The sequence below is a fragment of the Peribacillus faecalis genome (genome assembly GCF_014712675.1).
Taxonomy (GTDB): domain Bacteria; phylum Bacillota; class Bacilli; order Bacillales; family DSM-1321; genus Bacillus_AD; species Bacillus_AD faecalis.
In genome coordinates this window covers 1-18,454 of sequence record NZ_JACXSI010000049.1, presented here as the reverse complement: position 1 = coordinate 18,454, position 18,454 = coordinate 1, and the positions used below count along the sequence as shown (strand labels likewise).

Genomic DNA, 18,454 nt, shown 5'->3' with positions numbered 1-18,454 from the left:
AAGCTCGTTATGAATACTTGCGTCAATTATCTTAATTGAACCGCCGTATACGGAACCGTACGTACGGTGGTGTGAGAGGTCGGGGGTTAATCACCCCCTCCTACTCGATTTGCTTTAGGAAATTGTAAAAATCTACATTGTGTATAAGTTGAAAAACGTGTATCGACGTCCAGCTCTAGCGCCCAGCACCTATTGCCCTTTGGGCAACCTCCCTTCGATAAGTCAACGCTAAAAATGTGGAATCGGCCCGCAAGCAATGTACAGCGACTAAAGGCGCTACGTCCGCATATCTTCGTCGCTGTGACTCTCATCCTGAGAGCCTCAATTCATACGGTGCTTTTTAGGGGGCACTTGCGCTTTTGTTCTAAGTTTTCCTTCCAAAAATTAAAAAAGTTATGTCTAAATTATGAAGGAAATTATACTTTTTCATCATCATATATGGTATGGTTAAAAAGTATGATAAAAATAATTTTAGTATATTTTGGGGTTATGGAGTTGATTACTTAAAATGGAGAGCGTATTAATAGGCTCATTGAATCCGCTTCTTGTTCTAATCGGATTTTTACTGACTGGTTTAGCCGTTTATATTTCATTAGAGCTTATTACTCATTTTCATAGCATGAAAACTTATCGGAATTTTCTCTACATCGGAAGTTCCTTTTCATTTGTTGTCGGCATATGGATGATGAGCTTCTTCGGCATTATTGCATTCGATATTGCCGCCTCGACTGATCGTCTCATTATCGTAAGCATTGTCGCAAGTTTGATTTGCTACATTCTTGTGTTCACAGCTTTTGTGTTTATTTTGGACAGAAGGCATAAAAGAAATATTTATATTGGAAGTTGCATATTGTCAGCGGCTGCGTTAGTGACAAATATTATTGAAATTCATGTGCTTGAAGTGCAAATGAACTTCAATGTGCTGCTTGTTATCGTCAGTTTCTTCCTATTAACAGCATTTTTTGCATTTGCTTTTTGGCTTATGTTCAATACTGTAAAAGGGATGACTTCGGCGCATTTTATCAAACTCGTCTCATCGGCGCTTATTACGATAGCGATTGGGCAAGGTTTTTTCTTGGTATTAAAAGCATCAATTAAAACAGATAACGCTTCGTTACTGTTTCAGCTATCGTTGAACGACTTTATTATTCCGTTCGTATTTTTGACTCTTGCCATTATCGTGTTCACGGTGCTGATGATTTGGAACTTGAAGGAAGGCAAGCGTGACTTGCCGAGTAATTTATATTCGACAGATATTATGACTGCTTTGAATGCCTCATCAATTGTGTGTATTACGGATATAGATGGCAGCTTTTTATATGCCAATGATCGTTTTGTCGAAATTACGAAGTATCCGCTGAAAGAATTGCTGAATCACCATTATAAAGTTTTAGAAGCGGGTTTTCATGATCAAGCTTTTTATGAAGAATTGAAAGAAACGATTTCTTCGGGTGAGAATTGGAAAGGCGAGCTAGCATGTGTCAATAAGGATGGAGAAATCTTCTGGATTGATGCGATGATTATACCGTTTGTTGATAATCGCGGAGTGCCATTTCAATATGTTGCAATCAGTAAGGAGATTACTGATAAAAAAGTTGTTGAAAAAGAGCTGCGCAAAGCGATGAAAGAAATGCACGATTACAAATACGCTCTTGATGAAGCTTCTATTGTGGCAATCACTGATGCGAAAGGGAAAATTACGAAGGCTAATAAAAAGTTTTGCGAGATTTCTAAATATAGTGAGCAGGAACTGATCGGCAGCGATCACCGTATTTTGAACTCCGGCTATCATCCGTCGCAGTTTTTTAAGGAATTATGGGCTACGATCGGCAGAGGTGAGGTTTGGCGTGGAGAAATTCAAAATAAAGCAAAGGACGGCAGTCTTTATTGGGTAGAAACAACAATTATTCCTTTCTTGAATGAAAAAAAGAAGCCGTACCAATATGTATCAATCCGCAATGATATTACAGAGAAGAAAAAGCAGGAGGAAGTGCTGCATCGTCAGGAAAAATTGTCTGCTCTTGGACAATTGGCTGCAGGTGTCGCTCATGAAATCCGCAACCCGCTTACGAGCATGAAGGGATATACGGAGTTTCTTTTAATGGATGAAAAAGAGGAAGTGAGGAGAGAGCACTTCGATATCATCTTAGATGAAATTGAACGAGTCAATGACATTGTTGAAGAATTCATGCTGCTCGCCAAACCGAAAGCCGATTTGCTGGCGGTGAAGAACGTCAATTCAATTATTAGCAATACACTTTCTTTATTTATGTATGAGCTGAAAAAGAAAAAGGTCGACTTATCATTCAAGACAGATATTCCGGAGTTGCCTGTTCTATGCGATGAGCAGCGGCTAAAGCAAGTGTTTATTAATTTTATTAAAAATAGTGTCGAAGCAATGCCAACGGGCGGACAACTGTCTATAACGGTTGAGAAACACGAACAGTTCGCGAAGATTGTTGTATCTGATACGGGCATCGGCATACCGAAAGATAAGTTAAGCAAAATCGGAGATCCTTTCTTTACAACGAAGGAAAACGGCACAGGGCTTGGATTGATGATCAGCTTCAAGATTATTCAAAGCCATAACGGTAAGTTGGAAATCGACAGTAAGGAAAATGCAGGTACGACGCTTACAATCTTATTGCCGCTTCATGAGAATGTATAACTATTTTAATTAAATCGGTATAAGAAAGAGTTCCGGATGGGTATTAAGTTAATAAGGATTCTATAGAAAGGGGCCTTAAACATGTTCAAAAAAGTTATCTCGAGCATCGGATTCGGCAACATCACTATTGATACGAAACTAAATGACGATACATTTCGTCCCGGAGACACAGCCAGTGGTGTTGTTGAAATTAATGGCGGAATTTATGAAAAGAAAATTAATGGCATTATTTTGACTTTGCTTACCAAATACGAAGCAGATAAGGAAGATAGTGATTTTTCGTATCATGAAAAAGTTGTTAGCGAACATGAAATGACTTCTGACTTGGTTATCCCTCCAAAGAAGCAGATATCATTGCCGTTTATGCTTCAAATACCTGCTGATCAACCGTTATCAGATGAACAAACGGAAACAGTTCTCAGAACAAAGCTGCTTGTTTCACAAGCCATTGACCCGGTTGATGAGGATACGATTATTATTCAATAAGCATGGGCCATCCTAGATTTCAGGATGGCCTTTTTGTTCAAATTTTTTTTGTAATAGTGCCTTCACTTCATTGTACGTTAAACCTGAGTTGGCATTTTGCCGTTTTACTTCTTCAATGTCTGTTCCGCTAATGGTGAATTGTTTGTCAGAGGGTTTGGTTGTTTTCATTTTGCTGTCCGATTTCCTTTTCTGCAATCATGTAGTTGGCCGCTTCTTGAGTTCTTAAGTCATTGATGGCGTCAGGAGCCGTATTTTGCCGGCGAGTTTTTTTTAGTCTCATTTTTAATTCTTCATCTTTGTTCATCTAATCACTCACTCCTTTTTGTATAGCTTTTGATTTAGAGTTTCCTTTCATGCAAATTTTCAATAAATCGTAACGAATTGCAAATGTATACAGTCGTTATTTAGGGTATAGAAACATTATGAGAAGGAGGCGGTTTGAATGGAAAAACGTCAATGTATTTGTATAGGTGCTGCTGTTGTATCAGCTGCTGCCCTTGCTGTCATTGCAGCAAAAACATGCGGTTGCTGTTGTAAAAAATCAAAACCTTACAATCGAACAAGATCAGAGAGAGGAAAATGCTGTTCGTCAAAAGGAGAAAGCTGCACCAATGAACCAAAAGCAGAAAAAGACCAAGTAACGAATGAAATGGGAGTAGAAAAAGAACCTCCTTATTACAGTGAGAATTACTACGCGAAGGATCAAGATGATGAATGAGCATACATAATGCATGGAAGGCTGTCACCAAACAGCCTTCTTTTTGTGCTCATATTTTCCTTTCTCTCGGAGATATTATCAATAGATACAAACATTTTTGCTCCTTCTATTAATGGGCACTATTTAACTAAGTGAATTGAGGATATGGAATGAAAAAATCTGCGCAGTCTGTTAGTAAATGGTGTTTAGTCAGTATAGCATCAATACCGCTTGTTATGACGCTTGGAAACAGTATGCTCATACCGGTGCTGCCGGTAATGGAAAAAGAGCTGGATATTTCTTCTACCCAGTCAAGTCTGCTTATCACGTGTTATTCTGTTTCATCAATTTTTCTTATCCCGATTGCCGGATTTCTTTCCGATAAATTCGGAAGAAAAAATATAATTTTACCGAGTATGTTGATTGTTTTTATCGGCGGTCTTATATCCGGCTTTGCTTCCTGGAAAATGTCCAATCCGTATTGGATTATCATGGCTGGGAGGATTTTACAAGGAGTTGGGGCAGCCGGAGCGGCGCCGATTGTGCTCCCACTTGTAGGCGATTTGTACAAAAGTGATGAAGAGGCGAGTGCAACCTTAGGAATAATTGAAACATCTAATACATTCGGAAAAGTCATCAGTCCGATTTTTGGCGCGGCCATAGGGGCGGTTGTATGGTTTATGCCTTTCTTCCTTATTTCGCTGTTTAGTTTAATATCGATTTTGCTCGTTGTTTTTTTTGTGAAGCAAAAAAAAATATCCAAACCGGTACGTTTAAGAAAATTCATTGAAAATACGAAGCGCATTCTTCGGGATGAGGGTAAGTGGCTATATACATTATTTATTGTCGGCGGTTTTGTTATGCTCGTACTGTTTATGATGCAAGTGTTTTTATCGAATCATTTAGAGACGCAATTTCACATGAAGGGTGTTAAAAAAGGTTTCATTCTGGCGATACCTTTGTCGCTTTTATGTGCATCTTCGCTGTTGAGCGGGAAATATATAAAGGGCAACAAAATGACGATGAAAAGAGTGACTTTGTTTGGATTGCTGATGCAGGCGGCTGCTTTGTTTCTGTTTAAGGAATATAACTCGATTGTATTGCTCATCATGGTATTAAGCTTGCTTGGCATTGCCATCGGGATGATTCTGCCTTGTCTCGATTCTTTAATAACAGAAAATGTTGAGAAATCGCAAAGGGGGTTGATTACTTCATTTTTGAGCTCAGCCCGCTTTATCGGAGTCGCTACAGGTCCTCCAATCGCAACAACTTTTGTTGCCGATTACTTCGGATTATCAATGTTTGCTTCCATTATTCTTACCCTCTATATGCTGTACCTCGTCTTCAAAAATGTACAAGTAACAGGGTAATTCGTTTCAGCCTCTTGTTGTAATACAACGATTGTATTATAACAAGAGGCTATTTTTAAGTTCTGTTACCATTTTGGACACTTCTTAATGTCTTGAAAAATAAGGGTTTTATGGAAGTTGTTATAATTTTTTAAAAAAAATAGAAAAAAGGTAGTGACAAAATAAACCATATTGTTATACAATACAGAAGAAGAAACAAACCACTGTATTATAACAAAGGGATGGTTAACAAGGTAAGCTGATAGATAGACAGATTGCTATTGTTAATGGGGATGATTAAAAAGTTTGCAACTGTGCTTAGCAGGTGGGGATCTAGGAAGTAAGAAATGCAGTTACATAATCCGCAAGCTAAAATGCTTACAGGATTTTAATAAACACATTTTATACGTGGAAACCTAGGAGGAATATTAGATGAGCAAACAAGAAAGAATTAATCAATTAGAGCAAAGCTGGCAAAATGACGCAAGATGGAATGGCATTACAAGACCATATTCAGCAGAAGATGTAATCAACCTTAGAGGTTCATTGGATATTGAATATACATTGGCACGCAGAGGTTCCGAAAAACTTTGGAACTTAATTAATACAGAAGACTTCGTAAATGCATTGGGTGCTCTTACAGGGAACCAAGCAATGCAACAAGTAAAAGCTGGTCTTAAAGCAATCTATCTAAGCGGATGGCAAGTTGCAGCAGACGCAAACCTTTCCGGTCATATGTATCCTGACCAAAGCTTATACCCTGCAAACTCTGTACCGCAAGTTGTTAAACGTATTAATCAAGCTTTACAACGCGCAGACCAAATTCATTTCTTAGAAGGCAAAGAAGAAATCGACTGGTTCGCTCCAATCGTAGCGGATGCTGAAGCAGGTTTCGGCGGTCAATTGAACGTATTCGAATTGATGAAAGGTATGATTGAAGCGGGTGCAGCCGGTGTTCACTTCGAAGATCAACTTTCTTCAGAAAAAAAATGCGGTCACTTAGGAGGTAAAGTATTGCTTCCAACGCAAACAGCTGTTAAAAATCTAATTTCTGCTCGTCTTGCTGCTGACGTAATGGGCGTACCGACAATCTTAATCGCTCGTACAGATGCTGACGCTGCTGACCTAATCACAAGCGATGTTGATCCGGCAGATGCACCGTTCATCACAGGCGAAAGAACAACTGAAGGTTTCTTCCGCACAAGAGCGGGTCTTGACCAAGCAATCGCTCGCGGTCTTGCTTATGCACCGTATGCTGATCTAATCTGGTGTGAAACTTCTGTGCCAAGCTTAGAAGATGCAAAACGCTTTGCAGATGCAATTCATGCGAAATTCCCTGGCAAAATGTTAGCTTACAACTGTTCACCATCATTCAACTGGAAAGCGAAATTGGATGACGAAACAATCGCTAACTACCAAAGAGAGCTTGGAAAAATGGGCTACAAGTTCCAATTCGTAACTTTAGCTGGTTTCCACTCATTGAACCACAGCATGTTCGAGCTTGCTCGTAAATATAAAGATAACGGTATGGCTGCTTACTCTGAGCTTCAACAAGCTGAGTTCGCTAGCGAAGTTAACGGCTACACAGCTACTAGACACCAACGTGAAGTTGGAACTGGTTACTTTGATGAAGTAGCAACAATCGTATCAGGCGGAACTTCATCTACAACAGCTCTAGCAGGTTCTACAGAAGCAGAGCAATTCCAAACAACTAAATAATAAGCTTCAAAATATAGGACTTGTCCCGCTGCATCCCGATCGGTGGGGCAGGGTCCGCAAAAAACTAGGAGGAATGTTAAAATGGAAAGATTATCAACGAAAAAATATTATAAAATTTCTACACAAAAAAATTGCCCGGAGTGCGGTACAGTATTTAAAATTACACAAGAGTGCTACTTAATGGAATGTGACCGTTGTTTATCAAAAAAAGAAGAATCTTGAGACGTGGAAGAAGTGATGACCATGTCTTTTTTTTTTGCGCTTTTTTAGCCAGCCAATTTTTTATCTGTTATAATCGGATGCCTATGTTTCTTGTATGGCTCCTTAAAGTGAAAAAGGAAAATTCAAAAATGAAAAAGGACTGATGACGGTTTTTCTAACTCTTTTATTGTGCTTTATGTTATTTCGAGATAATATTAATAACAATCTCATGTCTAATCATTGTCGGAATTTAGGCATACTACATATACATACATAGGAGACTAACATAAAGGAGGGTCATTCATGGCTGGAAAAAGTGTAGAAGATATATTGGAACAAGGCATTCACGGTGTGAAAGAAATCAATCCTGCAGAGCGAAGAAAGTTTCTCGGAACATTAAGAGAGCGAATCGTTTTGGCTCTGCTGCAAGCTGAGGTGCGGGCAAAAACGATTGACCCGAAGGTGAAAGTATTATTTGAAGAGCATAAAGGAGCAAAACTATTTCTAAACGGAAATGTTGCATATAGCGATTTATCGAAGTATATGAAGGCTGCCAATCAATACGGCATAACCTACACCATTGTCAATAATAAAGAATATAACAGCGAAATCGGCTTAGTGCTTGCCTATGATGATGCTGTCGATCATGAGCAAATTTATTTATCTGAACTGAAACCGGAATTGCATATAGCGGAAAAGCAAAATCAAAAGAAACCGTCATTTTTTCAAAAAGTGAAAAATTTCCTCAAGTAATATTTGTTTAAACTACAAAGAATGAATTTGCGTCTAGCTTGAGCGTCCAGCACCTAGTGAACTTCCGCAACCTCCCTATATAATAAGTCAAGCTCGAAATGTGAAATCGGCCCGCAAGTAAGAATCAGCGACTAAGAGCGCTACGTCCGCATATCTTCGTCGCTGTGACTCTCGTCCTGAGAGCTTCCGCCCAGCATAAGACTGCTCTCAGTAGGAAATACGGTTTTGATTTCCGGAAGAGAGATGGCTTATGACATTGAGGGGCTGGCCGATGCAACTGGACAATTCGAATCACTATCGTTCTTCGTGTTTCCTTTATCTCCGCGGGGTGGGGGGTGGAACAAAGACTAAAACCTCTTCGTCTATGTGACACTCATCCAGAGAGCCTCAGTTCATATGGTGCAAGTCAGGACGCTTCCGTTTTTGGTCTTCGGTAGCTTCTATTTATTTTTATATAGCAGTTATGGTAAAATATCTATGGTCACTGACAAAAAGAGAAATGTAATTTAAGGAGAGAATACATAATGGAAAAAGTTCTTGTTTTCGGACATAAAAACCCTGATACAGATACAATTTGCTCGGCTTTAGCTTATGCATACTTGAAACAACAAATCGGAATGGATGCTGAAGCAGTGCGCTTAGGTGAAGTAAACGCTGAAACTCAATTCGCATTAGAGTATTTCGGTGTTGCGGCTCCTCGTTTCATTGAAACAGCTGCTACCGAAACAAATGCGGTTATTTTAGTCGACCATAACGAACGCCAACAATCTGTAAGCGACATCGATCAAGTGAAAGTGCTTGAAGTAATCGACCACCACCGTATCGCAAACTTTGAGACAAGCGACCCATTGTATTACCGCGCTGAGCCAGTTGGCTGCACAGCGACAATTTTACTGAAAATCTTCAAAGAAAAAGGAATCGCAGTACCGAAAGAAATCGCAGGTTTAATGCTATCTGCAATCATCTCTGACTCTTTATTATTCAAATCGCCAACTTGCACAGATGAAGATGTAGCTGCTGCGAAAGAATTGGCTGCAGTCGCTGAAGTTGATGCAGACGTTTACGGTCTAGATATGCTGAAAGCTGGCGCAAGCTTAGGCGACAAAACAGCTGCTCAACTGATCGCAATCGATGCAAAAGAATTCCCAATGGGTTCTTTCAAAGTAGAAGTAGCACAAGTAAACGCAATCGACGTGAATGAAGTGTTAGCGAAAAAAGCAGAATTAGAAGAAGCAATCTCTGCTACAATCGAGCAAAAAGGATTGGATCTATTCTTGCTTGCTATCACTGACATCTTAAACAGCAACAGTACAGCACTAGCTTTAGGTGCCCAAACATCGGCTGTTGAAGAAGCATTCAATGTAACTTTAGAAAACGGTGTTGCGCTTCTAGAAGGCGTAGTATCACGTAAAAAGCAAATCGTACCTGTATTAACAGAAGTATTTGTAGCTAAAAACTAATAATTGTTGCAAGCAGTTCTGCTATAAAACAGAGCTGCTTGTTTTATAATTGCCTGTTTAAAGGAGATGAACTTATGGAAATTGTATGGGAAGAACAAGCGATTGCCAAACTTACGCAATTGACTGACGGAAAACAAGGATACGTCAAGCTGATTTATGATAGCGAAGATTGTGGTTGCGGAGATGATGGCGTATCAACACTATGGTTCATCAGTGAGCCGGAGGGCAATGAAATGGTTGTTAAAACGAATATTGGCGACATGCTTGTCGATCAAGATAAACTTATCTATATGGATGAAGAAATGACGATAGCTTGGGTTGAAGATTTCAACAGCTTCCGATTGAAAAATAAGAATGGCATCATTAATCCGTTCATGCATTTCTATAACTGGGTGAAATAGGCGATTTACATTAGGCCAATCATGGTGTTTGCCCACTATTTTTTCCAATCTTACGCATAGGATGTTAGAGAGTGAAGAAATGGAGGGGAATGCATTGTATAGAAACTACTATATGCCTTATTACCAGGATAGTCGCGGATATCGTCATAGCCGCAGACCGGGACCTTGGGGCTTCGGATTTGGCGGAGCGCCATTCATTGGAGGGCTGCTGTTGGGCGGATTAGCAACAGCTGCTTTAGCTCCAGGCTTATTTGGAGGCGGTTATCCTTATTATGGGGGCGGCTATCCGTATTACGGAGGAGGGTACTACGGCTACCCGGGTTTCTTCTAGATATTACGCCTCTAAAAAGAGGCGTTTTACACATGTATACTATCTTGATATAATGAAATTGCGTGATATATCGAAGTGCGAAATATTTTTCAAAAATTCCTGCAATTACCTTGCTACATAACGAAACTAGGAGTAAAATTACATTTATCATATTTTTCTGATAATTAAACAACATGTATTTTATTCGAGCCAAATGTAAAGGAGAAGAAAAAAATGACTAACTCGACAATTGAAGTAACGTTAACTGAAGAAAGAAAGCAAAAACCGCAAGATCATGAACTTCAATTCGGTAAAGCATTTACTGATCATATGTTCATCATGGATTATTCTACAGAGAAAGGTTGGCATGACCCGCGCGTCGTTCCGTATCAGCCTCTTACATTAGACCCTGCTTGCATGGTTTTCCACTACGGTCAAACGGTGTTTGAAGGATTAAAAGCTTATCGTACAGAAGATAACCGTATTTTATTGTTCAGACCGGGGAAAAACTTCGCGCGTCTTAACCAATCAAACGATCGCATGTGCATCCCGCAATTTGATGAAGGGCTAGCGCTTGAAGGATTGAAAAAATTAATCGAAGTTGATAAGGAATGGGTTCCTAAGTCTGCAGGTACATCATTATATATCCGTCCGTTCATTATTGCGACGGAACCATTTTTAGGCGTTAATCCGTCCGGCCGCTATAAATTCATCATCATTGCTTCACCGGTTGGAGCTTACTATAAAGAAGGCATTAACCCTGTCAAAATTGCAGTTGAGGATGAATATGTCCGCGCTGTAAAAGGTGGTACTGGAACAGCAAAAACAGGAGGAAACTATTCTTCAAGTTTGAAAGCACAAGAGATTGCTCATAAGTTAGGCTGTTCTCAAGTATTATGGCTTGATGGCGTAGAGCGCAAATATGTAGAAGAAGTAGGCGCAATGAACGTTTTCTTCAAAATTAACGGCGAAGTAGTCACACCAATCTTGAACGGCAGCATTTTACCGGGTATTACAAGAGCATCAATTATCGAGTTATTGAAACATTGGGAAATTCCTGTTTCAGAACGCCGTGTTGAAATGGAGGAAGTTTTCAAAGCACACGCAGATGGTAAACTGGAAGAAGCATTTGGCACAGGTACTGCTGCTGTCATTTCTCCAATTGGCGAATTTGTTTGGGGCGACCGTAAAATCGTCTTGAACGAAGGTAAAACTGGCGAATTATCGCAAAAATTATATGATACATTGACTGGCATCCAAAACGGCATCGTAGAAGATCCGTTTGATTGGGTAGTCGAAGTTGAAGCTCATAATACATTAGTTTAATCGATATTCGAAAGAGAGGGCTCCGGCTCTCTCTTTTTTGTGCTGTTTTTGGTTAAGGTATGAGTATGGGAAGATGCATGATTACAATGTGGTTCTTTGATAACTATATTCCAAATCTACAACAGTGATTGAAAACCAGAAATGTAGGTTAAGGGAAAAGAAAACCGGCTTTTGTTCAACTAAGGATAGAAAATGCGGAAGAAAACGAGAAATTTAACGAAAAGCCAGCAGATTTATGGGGAGAAGCTACGGCAGCGAATCCATGTTGGTTGAAATCTTGAAGTTTCATAGAATTAATAGCGCTCCCGCAACTGGAATAGAGCGGTAAAGAAAAGATAGCGTCATCGCAGAGAAAGATAGCTCGGTGAGAGAAAAAATTGCGTCGTCGCTGAAGTAGATAGCACGGTGAATAAAATTATAGCGCCATTATCAATGGGATAGGGCTCTCTGACGAGGAATAGGGCGGTCAACAGAACGATAGCGCCTTCACCGATAGGGATAGCAATTTAATAGGATTTGGATGTTATAAAACTGGCTTTTTGTTCACTATAAAATAGAAAATAAATTTAGTGGAAAGCCAACTAGCGTGCAAATATAAGAGCGCAAGCAGCCCAGCCAAGACAGAGCGTCAAACCCAATTAAGAGCGCCTGCACAAATAGTTCCCAAAAACAAACATCCCGCCATCAAAAGCGGGATGTTTCTGATGCTTATTATCCTAAGTAAGATTGAAGCATCCACATATGTTTTTCTAATGCAGCTTTAATGCCTAAGTAGAGGTCAGCTGTTTCTTCGTCGTTTGCTTCGTCAGCAGCGGCTAAGATTGCATCGATATCTTTACATAAAGTATTGAAATCTTCAAGAATGACTTGTACCATTTCGTCTGCTTTTTCAGTTCCTTTTGCTTCTGAAATAGTAGCTAGCTCTAATACTTCTTTCAAAGTAGCAACCGGTTGACCGCCAATTGTAAGCAGGCGCTCTGCTGTGTCATCGATATAAGTAGAAGCTTCTGTATAAAATTCTTCAAATTTAATATGTAAAGTAAAGAAATTTGGCCCTTTTACATACCAGTGATAGTTGTGCAGTTTTGTGTACAATAATGTCCAGTTTGCCAACTGTTGGTTCATTAACGTTTGTAATTGACTCATTTTCATTCCTCCTAAAGATCTTTATTCGCAAAATTGTTATACAAATATATTCTACCATAATCATTTGTAATCCAAACTTAACATACTAACAAATAATCTACGAATTTGTTAATTTTATTAAAATTTTCAAAAAACTTATTGACTTTAGGTCATTAGTAGCCGTTTGCTTGTTGGCAATGAGTGCTATATTAGCGGCGTGCTCAAGTGGGGCAAGTGAAGAAGAAAACGGAAAAATTAAGGCGGTATCCACAATCGGGATGATTGGCGATGTCGTTAGTAATATCGGCGGCGAGCATGTGGAATCAGTTAGTTTAATGAAGCCTGGTATTGATCCGCATTTATACAAAGCGACACAGGGAGATATGACGAAGCTTGAAGGTGCAGAAATTATTTTCTATAACGGTTTGCATTTGGAAGGACAGATGATTGATATTTTCGAACAAATGGAAAAGAAAAAGCCGACTGTCGCCGTTACACAGAATGTATCAGCAGATGGATTACTTGCTGGGGAAGATTCTTCGGAGCATGACCCACATTTATGGTTTAACGTTGAATATTGGATTGAATCTGCAAAAGTGATCCGCGATGAATTGATTGAACTGGATGAAGATCATAAAGAAGACTACGAGAAAAATGCTGAAGAATACATTGCAAAGATGGAAGAGCTTGACGAATATGTGAAGGAGCAAATTGCAACTATTCCCAAAGAAAATCGCGTCCTCGTTACAGCGCATGATGCGTTTGGCTATTTTGGAGATGCATACGACATTCAAGTAATGGGCTTACAAGGAATCAGTACAGAATCGGAAGTAGGATCGAAGGATGTCAGCGAACTGCGTGATTTCTTAGTAGAAAACAAGATTAAGGCAGTATTCGTAGAATCTAGTGTTCCGAAAGATACGATTGAAGCTGTGATTGAAGGTGCTAAGAAAATGGGCCATGAAGTAACAATCGGCGGGGAATTGTTCTCCGATGCGATGGGAGATGAAGGTACAGAGGAAGGAACGTATTTAGGGATGGTTCGCCATAACGTCGATACGATTGTAAAAGCATTGAAATAGCAGTAATGCGGTCAGTTTTTAACTGGCCGTATAGCCATTTAAAGGGAGTGTTTGTAATGTCGAATCCATTGAAAGTGAGTAACATAATGGTAGCTTATCAAAAGAAGGTTGTATTGAGAAATGTTTCATTTTCGGTTCCAAAAGGGAAGCTCATCGGGATTATTGGTCCGAATGGAGCAGGGAAATCTACTTTAATTAAATCGATTTTAGGATTAGTTCCTCCAATATCTGGAGAGGTTGAAATCTTTGGAGGTAGCTATCATTCACAAAGAAAGAAAGTTGGCTATGTGCCGCAAAAGGAATCCGTCGATTGGGATTTTCCGACCGATGCGCTCGACGTTGTGACGATGGGAAGGTATGGTAAGCTTGGCTGGTTCAAACGTCCGTCGAAGCAGGATAAAGAAATTGCAAAGCAATGCTTGGAGAAGGTTGGCATGGGTGATTTCAATAATCGGCAAATCAGTCAGCTGTCAGGCGGTCAGCAGCAACGGGTATTTCTTGCGAGGGCATTAGCGCAGGAAGCGGATTTGTATTTTATGGATGAACCGTTTGCTGGGGTTGATGCGGCGACTGAAAAAGCGATCATATCTCTTTTAAATGAGCTGAAACATGAGGGGAAAACAGTCCTCGTTGTCCATCACGATTTAAATACCGTCAAAGAATATTTTGACTGGGTCATGCTGATCAACGGAGCTTTAATTAAGATTGGTCCGACAGAGGAAGTATTTACAAATGAGCTATTGCAAAAAACATATGGCGGAAAATTAGCGATGCTCGACAATCAATCGTCGGCCATCATTGTCAACTGAGGTGATGGATATGGATTGGTTCAGTTTTTTACAGGACCCGAATACGCGTTGGATTTTAGCTGGTACGGTGTTATTGGGAATTTGCAGCGGTGTCATTGGCTCATTCGCTTATTTGCGTAAACAGTCGCTTATGGGCGATGCGCTCGCACATGCAGCACTTCCTGGCATTTGCGTCGCTTTTATGATTACTGGGACAAAGTCTATTTTCGGCTTTTTGATCGGCGCCTTTATTGCAGGTGTTATCGCTACATTTGCGATCGGGTTTATTACCCGCGAAACACGCATTAAGCAGGATGCAGCTTTAGGTATTATTTTAACAGTATTTTTCGGAATCGGTATAGTGTTGCTGACACAAATTCAGCATAGCAGCTATGGTAACCAAAGCGGTTTAGATAAATTTCTTTTCGGTCAGGCTGCTGCGATGATCAGTCGTGATGTTGTCACGATGGCGATTATTTGCGCGACACTAATTATTGTTGTGACGCTATTTTTCAAGGAATTTAAGCTCGTTTCTTTCGACCAGGGGTTTGCAAAAGGAATCGGATTACCGATTCGCTTCCTTGATCAGTTCATTATGTTTTTGCTAGTTGTTGCGGTTGTTGTCGGTATTCAAGCGGTTGGTGTTGTGCTGATGGCTGCGATGCTCATCACGCCAGCTGTTTCTGGCCGCTATTGGACGAATAAACTTTCGTATATGATTGTGCTCTCCGGTCTGTTTGGCGGCATAAGCGGATTTGCCGGCACATTGCTCAGCACTTTGGGCGCCAATTTACCGACAGGCCCGCTTATCGTATTGTCGGCAACTGTCATTTTCATATTCTCTGTCTTATTTGCCCCGGCAAAAGGTGTGATTGCGAAACTGCGAGTAAGAAAGTATATGAAAAAGAAAACAGAAGATGAATTTGTGGCTGTGAGGAAAGTTGAGGGGAGGCAATCATTGTGATGAGTTTTTGGATTATATTGATTGGCGCTCTGGTAGCTTGTGCTTGCAGCATTGTCGGTTGCTTCCTGGTCTTACGGAAAATGAGCATGGTCGGTGATGCTATCAGCCATTCTGTGCTTCCAGGCATCGTGATTGTCTTTTTATTGAGTGGATCGCGTGACACGATATTCATGTTGACCGGTGCAATTGTATTTGGATTATTAACGGTTTATTTAATTAGTTTGTTCCGAAACAGCTGGGTACAGGATGATGCTGCTATTGGCGTTGTTTTTACAGCACTTTTTGCCGTCGGCGTTGTCTTAGTAAGTCTTTATACTCGCCAAGTTCATATTGATTTGGATCATGTGCTGTACGGGGAAATTGCTTATGCACCATGGAATGTGGTCACGATTGGCGGGGGTGATCTCGGACCTCAAGCAGTATGGCTCGTTGGTGCGGTATTGCTCGTCAATATAATTATCATCAGTTTATTTTATAAGCAATTTAAATTATGCTCATTCGATCCAGTAATGGCTGCTGCATTAGGAGTTTCAGTAATTTTCTTCCATTATTTATTAATGACGCTCGTTTCGGTCACGACAGTTGTTTCTTTTGATAGTGTCGGAGCGATTCTCGTTGTCGGAATGTTGATTGTTCCGGCTGCCACTGCTTATTTGCTGACCGAGCAGCTCAGTAAAATGATCCTCATTAGCTGCCTGATTGGCGTTGCTTGTTCTTTTTTTGGATATTATGGAGCGGTACTGCTCGATGCTTCAATTGCAGGTTGTATGATTGCTGTCGCCGGTATTTTGTTTGTAATGGCGTTATTTTTCTCACCGTCACATGGTGTCGTCAGCAAGGTACTGCGCAGAAGAAAATTGGCACAAGAGATGTAAAGAGAAGAGCCTTCCGAAAATCGGAAGACCCTTTGTTACTTCTAAGAAGGTGTAAAATTTTTGAACTTTGAATGTTGTCTAACCTTACACCTGCCATGTGGCCTACAGGATGTAGGTCACATCGGTGAAGACATGCGGACGTGTCGCTTTTAGCTGATGTTCCCTTTTCCTGCCTCCCCCAAGAAACCAAAATCGGGTTTCTCGTGTGGGGCTCTCACGATGAGAGTCACAGCGACGAAGATATACGGATGTAGCGTTCTTATTCGCTGTTCCTTACTTGCGGTCGCTTCCGCTTTTCGGATCCCGCATGGCTCCTTTTTCATCGAAGTGAATCTATGTTGTATATTCAGATAAAATAGGACCGGTGACGGTTTTTCTAACTATTTAATAACTCTATATTCTTTTTCAGTGCCATCAGGAAATTTTACTTCAAGCTCGAATTCTTTATAATCATCGCTTAATTCAAAGGATTGAAGCACTTCATTGACGACATCAGCTTCTGTAGTACCAACGTCAAATTTAAATTGTTCAAAGCGGCTTTGAAGTTCGTTGAATGCCTCATCTCCGGTTAATTTGCGATTGTTTAGTTCATCTTTAATTTTTGCTTCCATGCCGTCGTTGTCATTCTCATATTCCACTTCAAATGATTTGAAGTCAGCGTAATCAACATCGAGATCGAATGAATAGAAAGGAATATTAGATGTTTGTTCTGTTGTTGTGCCGGAATTGTTTGTGTTGTTCGAATTATTAGTATCGGTTGAGCTATTGTTATTGTTTGTATCATTTTCTGTTGCTGCATTATTTGGCGGATTTGTTACCTCATCATTATCTCCACAAGCTCCGAGGAACAGTAAGCTGCAACATGCCAGTAATGCAAGTGATTTTTTCATAAGAAAACCTCCATATTAATCAAGTAGTTTGTATGGTAAAAGTATATCCGTAAAATAAAATTCTAAACAACATAAAGTTGAGGTGCCTTATTTAGTTATGGGAGCAGCGGAACTACAAAATCCATTTAAAAAAGGGTGTGGACGTTATTATAGTAAATTAAAGCATGAACAAATATTTGGGCTCTTTTGGTTCGGAAAAATCACACTTTTACGCTATATGAACTTACTAGAAATACCGCAGTCTGATACAATGGATTAGGAAGATATATTGACTGACTTTAATAAAAGTATTTATTCGTTCTATGCAATTTATCTGGGAGGAAAGAATTATGACAACTGAAAAAACGAATGTTGAGAGCTTTGATTTAGACCATACGAAAGTTGTGGCGCCATATGTTCGCTTAGCCGGTACAAAAACGGGTAAGAACGGTGATGTAGTTACAAAATATGATATTCGCTTCAAACAGCCTAATAAGGCTCATATGGAAATGCCTGCGCTTCATTCATTGGAGCATTTAATGGCTGACCGAATTCGAAACCATTCAGAAGATGTGGTTGATTTATCACCAATGGGTTGCCAAACTGGCTTTTACGTATCATTTTTAAATTACGATGATTATGAAGGAATCTTAACGATTTTAGAAAAAACAGCTAAAGACGTACTAGCTGCAACATCTGTGCCTGCTTGCAATGAAGTTCAATGCGGTTGGGCTGCGAGCCATAGCTTAGAAGGAGCTCAAGCGTTGGCAAAAGAGTTTTTAGAAAAGCGTGCTGAATGGCATATCGTATTTGCAGAATAATAGTACTGTAGAGAAGTCCAACAAAATGGTTGGGCTTTTTTACTTGTTTACCATTACACCTGTCATGTTCGGAGGCCTACAAGGATGTAGGTCATATTGGCGAAGACATGCGGACGTGGCGGTTTTAGCAGCTGTTCCTTCTTAGAATTTGTCTAGCTGCAGCGGCCAGCCAGTTTTCATCTACGATTAGACTTCTTTGACAGCTTGAGGTCATAAGCCAAATCACACCTGAAATTTTACAATTTCCTGCATGATTCGTCTTATGCAGGTCGGAGGCTCTCAGGACGAGAGTCACAGCGAAGAAGATATGCGGACGTAGCGTCCTTAGTCGCTGTTCCTTACTTGCGGGCCGATTCCGCTTTTCGGTTCCCACATGGCTCCTTTTTCATTGAAGTGATATCAAGAGGCGAATTCAAAAAGGAAAAAGGACCGGTAACGGTTTTTCATAGTTCTTAAGAAAGCATTCCTGTATTGAAGCAAAATGAAGTTTGAACAAAAAAAGCCTCCTTGGTATGATACGAGGTGTCCAGTGCACGGGACCCTTAAATAACCAAAGGAGG

At 40.1% G+C, this 18,454-nt stretch carries 20 protein-coding genes; 16 read left to right on the top strand and 4 right to left on the bottom strand.

Going from position 1 to position 18,454, the window contains the following annotated elements; genetic code table 11:
* Positions 1-508: 508 nt before the first annotated feature.
* Positions 509-2,668 carry a PAS domain-containing protein gene (locus tag IEO70_RS16615; RefSeq protein WP_190999499.1) on the top strand — a complete coding sequence of 720 codons (2,160 nt, stop codon included), beginning with the start codon at positions 509-511 and terminating at the stop codon, positions 2,666-2,668.
* Positions 2,669-2,749: 81 nt separating this feature from the next.
* Entirely contained in the window at positions 2,750-3,154 is a 405-nt protein-coding gene (locus IEO70_RS16610) for a sporulation protein (RefSeq protein WP_190999498.1), read from the top strand.
* Positions 3,155-3,166: 12 nt separating this feature from the next.
* Here the strand turns inward: IEO70_RS16610 and IEO70_RS16605 are convergent, their stop codons facing one another.
* Both IEO70_RS16605 and IEO70_RS16600 read right to left on the bottom strand, forming a co-directional pair.
* Positions 3,167-3,322 carry a hypothetical protein gene (locus IEO70_RS16605; protein WP_190999497.1) on the bottom strand — a complete coding sequence of 52 codons (156 nt, stop codon included), beginning with the start codon at positions 3,320-3,322 and terminating at the stop codon, positions 3,167-3,169.
* Positions 3,300-3,458 carry a hypothetical protein gene (locus tag IEO70_RS16600; RefSeq protein ID WP_190999496.1) on the bottom strand — a complete coding sequence of 53 codons (159 nt, stop codon included), beginning with the start codon at positions 3,456-3,458 and terminating at the stop codon, positions 3,300-3,302. The genes IEO70_RS16605 and IEO70_RS16600 overlap by 23 nt, the downstream gene beginning before the upstream one ends.
* Before the next feature lie 138 nt (positions 3,459-3,596).
* Here IEO70_RS16600 and IEO70_RS16595 point away from each other — a divergent pair, with 138 nt between their 5' ends.
* The 9 genes from IEO70_RS16595 (at position 3,597) to IEO70_RS16555 (ending at position 11,370) form a co-directional block, all read left to right on the top strand.
* Positions 3,597-3,872 (top strand): hypothetical protein, encoded by a 276-nt coding sequence (locus tag IEO70_RS16595; RefSeq protein ID WP_190999495.1) that lies wholly within the window; start codon positions 3,597-3,599, stop codon positions 3,870-3,872.
* A 149-nt stretch (positions 3,873-4,021) separates the two neighbouring features.
* Positions 4,022-5,221, top strand: a complete 1,200-nt coding sequence (locus IEO70_RS16590) for an MFS transporter (RefSeq protein WP_190999494.1) — start codon at positions 4,022-4,024, stop codon at positions 5,219-5,221.
* 411 nt (positions 5,222-5,632) lie between these two features.
* Positions 5,633-6,919: an isocitrate lyase gene (gene aceA / locus IEO70_RS16585; protein ID WP_190999493.1), complete on the top strand. Its 1,287-nt coding sequence runs from the start codon at positions 5,633-5,635 to the stop codon at positions 6,917-6,919.
* Positions 6,920-7,000: 81 nt separating this feature from the next.
* Positions 7,001-7,141: a protein YhfH gene (gene yhfH, locus IEO70_RS16580; RefSeq protein ID WP_190999492.1), complete on the top strand. Its 141-nt coding sequence runs from the start codon at positions 7,001-7,003 to the stop codon at positions 7,139-7,141.
* A 282-nt stretch (positions 7,142-7,423) separates the two neighbouring features.
* Complete coding sequence (locus IEO70_RS16575; RefSeq protein ID WP_190999491.1) at positions 7,424-7,873, top strand: YueI family protein; 450 nt, start codon at positions 7,424-7,426, stop codon at positions 7,871-7,873.
* A gap of 524 nt (positions 7,874-8,397) precedes the next feature.
* Positions 8,398-9,333, top strand: coding sequence for a manganese-dependent inorganic pyrophosphatase (locus IEO70_RS16570; protein WP_190999490.1), 936 nt, complete (start codon positions 8,398-8,400; stop codon positions 9,331-9,333).
* A gap of 74 nt (positions 9,334-9,407) precedes the next feature.
* Entirely contained in the window at positions 9,408-9,734 is a 327-nt protein-coding gene (locus IEO70_RS16565; RefSeq protein WP_190999489.1) for an iron-sulfur cluster biosynthesis family protein, read from the top strand.
* 94 nt (positions 9,735-9,828) lie between these two features.
* A complete protein-coding gene (locus IEO70_RS16560; RefSeq protein WP_190999488.1) occupies positions 9,829-10,065 on the top strand; it encodes a hypothetical protein in 237 nt (78 codons plus the stop codon).
* Positions 10,066-10,278: 213 nt separating this feature from the next.
* Positions 10,279-11,370 carry a branched-chain amino acid aminotransferase gene (locus tag IEO70_RS16555; protein ID WP_190999487.1) on the top strand — a complete coding sequence of 364 codons (1,092 nt, stop codon included), beginning with the start codon at positions 10,279-10,281 and terminating at the stop codon, positions 11,368-11,370.
* Between the two features lie 711 nt (positions 11,371-12,081).
* Here IEO70_RS16555 and IEO70_RS16550 read toward each other — a convergent pair.
* On the bottom strand, positions 12,082-12,516 hold the full coding sequence (locus IEO70_RS16550; protein ID WP_190999486.1) for a Dps family protein: 435 nt from the start codon (positions 12,514-12,516) through the stop codon (positions 12,082-12,084).
* Positions 12,517-12,692: 176 nt separating this feature from the next.
* Between IEO70_RS16550 and IEO70_RS16545 the strand changes: the two genes are divergently transcribed.
* Genes IEO70_RS16545 through IEO70_RS16530 form a run of 4 tightly spaced genes read left to right on the top strand, consistent with a single transcriptional unit; the run spans position 12,693 to position 16,204 of the window.
* Entirely contained in the window at positions 12,693-13,577 is an 885-nt protein-coding gene (locus IEO70_RS16545) for a metal ABC transporter solute-binding protein, Zn/Mn family (RefSeq protein WP_190999501.1), read from the top strand.
* A 56-nt stretch (positions 13,578-13,633) separates the two neighbouring features.
* On the top strand, positions 13,634-14,386 hold the full coding sequence (locus IEO70_RS16540; protein WP_190999485.1) for a metal ABC transporter ATP-binding protein: 753 nt from the start codon (positions 13,634-13,636) through the stop codon (positions 14,384-14,386).
* 10 nt (positions 14,387-14,396) lie between these two features.
* A complete protein-coding gene (locus IEO70_RS16535; protein ID WP_235973642.1) occupies positions 14,397-15,329 on the top strand; it encodes a metal ABC transporter permease in 933 nt (310 codons plus the stop codon).
* Positions 15,326-16,204 carry a metal ABC transporter permease gene (locus IEO70_RS16530; RefSeq protein ID WP_328820956.1) on the top strand — a complete coding sequence of 293 codons (879 nt, stop codon included), beginning with the start codon at positions 15,326-15,328 and terminating at the stop codon, positions 16,202-16,204. The genes IEO70_RS16535 and IEO70_RS16530 overlap by 4 nt, the downstream gene beginning before the upstream one ends.
* 380 nt (positions 16,205-16,584) lie before the next feature.
* On the opposite strand, the gene IEO70_RS16525 is transcribed toward IEO70_RS16530, so the two are convergent.
* A complete protein-coding gene (locus IEO70_RS16525; RefSeq protein WP_190999483.1) occupies positions 16,585-17,094 on the bottom strand; it encodes a YusW family protein in 510 nt (169 codons plus the stop codon).
* 329 nt (positions 17,095-17,423) lie between these two features.
* On the opposite strand from IEO70_RS16525, the gene IEO70_RS16520 reads away from it, so the two are divergent.
* Positions 17,424-17,894: an S-ribosylhomocysteine lyase gene (locus tag IEO70_RS16520; RefSeq protein ID WP_190999482.1), complete on the top strand. Its 471-nt coding sequence runs from the start codon at positions 17,424-17,426 to the stop codon at positions 17,892-17,894.
* Positions 17,895-18,454: the final 560 nt, after the last annotated feature.

Coding starts and splice junctions, on each gene's coding strand:
- IEO70_RS16595 (WP_190999495.1), top strand. CDS start 3,597: ATGGAAAAACGTCAATGTATTTGTATAGGTGCTGCTGTTGTATCAGCT.
- IEO70_RS16525 (WP_190999483.1), bottom strand. CDS start 17,094: ATGAAAAAATCACTTGCATTACTGGCATGTTGCAGCTTACTGTTCCTC.
- IEO70_RS16615 (WP_190999499.1), top strand. CDS start 509: ATGGAGAGCGTATTAATAGGCTCATTGAATCCGCTTCTTGTTCTAATC.
- IEO70_RS16545 (WP_190999501.1), top strand. CDS start 12,693: ATGAGTGCTATATTAGCGGCGTGCTCAAGTGGGGCAAGTGAAGAAGAA.
- yhfH (WP_190999492.1), top strand. CDS start 7,001: ATGGAAAGATTATCAACGAAAAAATATTATAAAATTTCTACACAAAAA.
- IEO70_RS16535 (WP_235973642.1), top strand. CDS start 14,397: ATGGATTGGTTCAGTTTTTTACAGGACCCGAATACGCGTTGGATTTTA.
- IEO70_RS16550 (WP_190999486.1), bottom strand. CDS start 12,516: ATGAGTCAATTACAAACGTTAATGAACCAACAGTTGGCAAACTGGACA.
- aceA (WP_190999493.1), top strand. CDS start 5,633: ATGAGCAAACAAGAAAGAATTAATCAATTAGAGCAAAGCTGGCAAAAT.
- IEO70_RS16555 (WP_190999487.1), top strand. CDS start 10,279: ATGACTAACTCGACAATTGAAGTAACGTTAACTGAAGAAAGAAAGCAA.
- IEO70_RS16600 (WP_190999496.1), bottom strand. CDS start 3,458: ATGAACAAAGATGAAGAATTAAAAATGAGACTAAAAAAAACTCGCCGG.
- IEO70_RS16520 (WP_190999482.1), top strand. CDS start 17,424: ATGACAACTGAAAAAACGAATGTTGAGAGCTTTGATTTAGACCATACG.
- IEO70_RS16605 (WP_190999497.1), bottom strand. CDS start 3,322: ATGAAAACAACCAAACCCTCTGACAAACAATTCACCATTAGCGGAACA.
- IEO70_RS16590 (WP_190999494.1), top strand. CDS start 4,022: ATGAAAAAATCTGCGCAGTCTGTTAGTAAATGGTGTTTAGTCAGTATA.
- IEO70_RS16575 (WP_190999491.1), top strand. CDS start 7,424: ATGGCTGGAAAAAGTGTAGAAGATATATTGGAACAAGGCATTCACGGT.
- IEO70_RS16570 (WP_190999490.1), top strand. CDS start 8,398: ATGGAAAAAGTTCTTGTTTTCGGACATAAAAACCCTGATACAGATACA.
- IEO70_RS16610 (WP_190999498.1), top strand. CDS start 2,750: ATGTTCAAAAAAGTTATCTCGAGCATCGGATTCGGCAACATCACTATT.
- IEO70_RS16540 (WP_190999485.1), top strand. CDS start 13,634: ATGTCGAATCCATTGAAAGTGAGTAACATAATGGTAGCTTATCAAAAG.
- IEO70_RS16565 (WP_190999489.1), top strand. CDS start 9,408: ATGGAAATTGTATGGGAAGAACAAGCGATTGCCAAACTTACGCAATTG.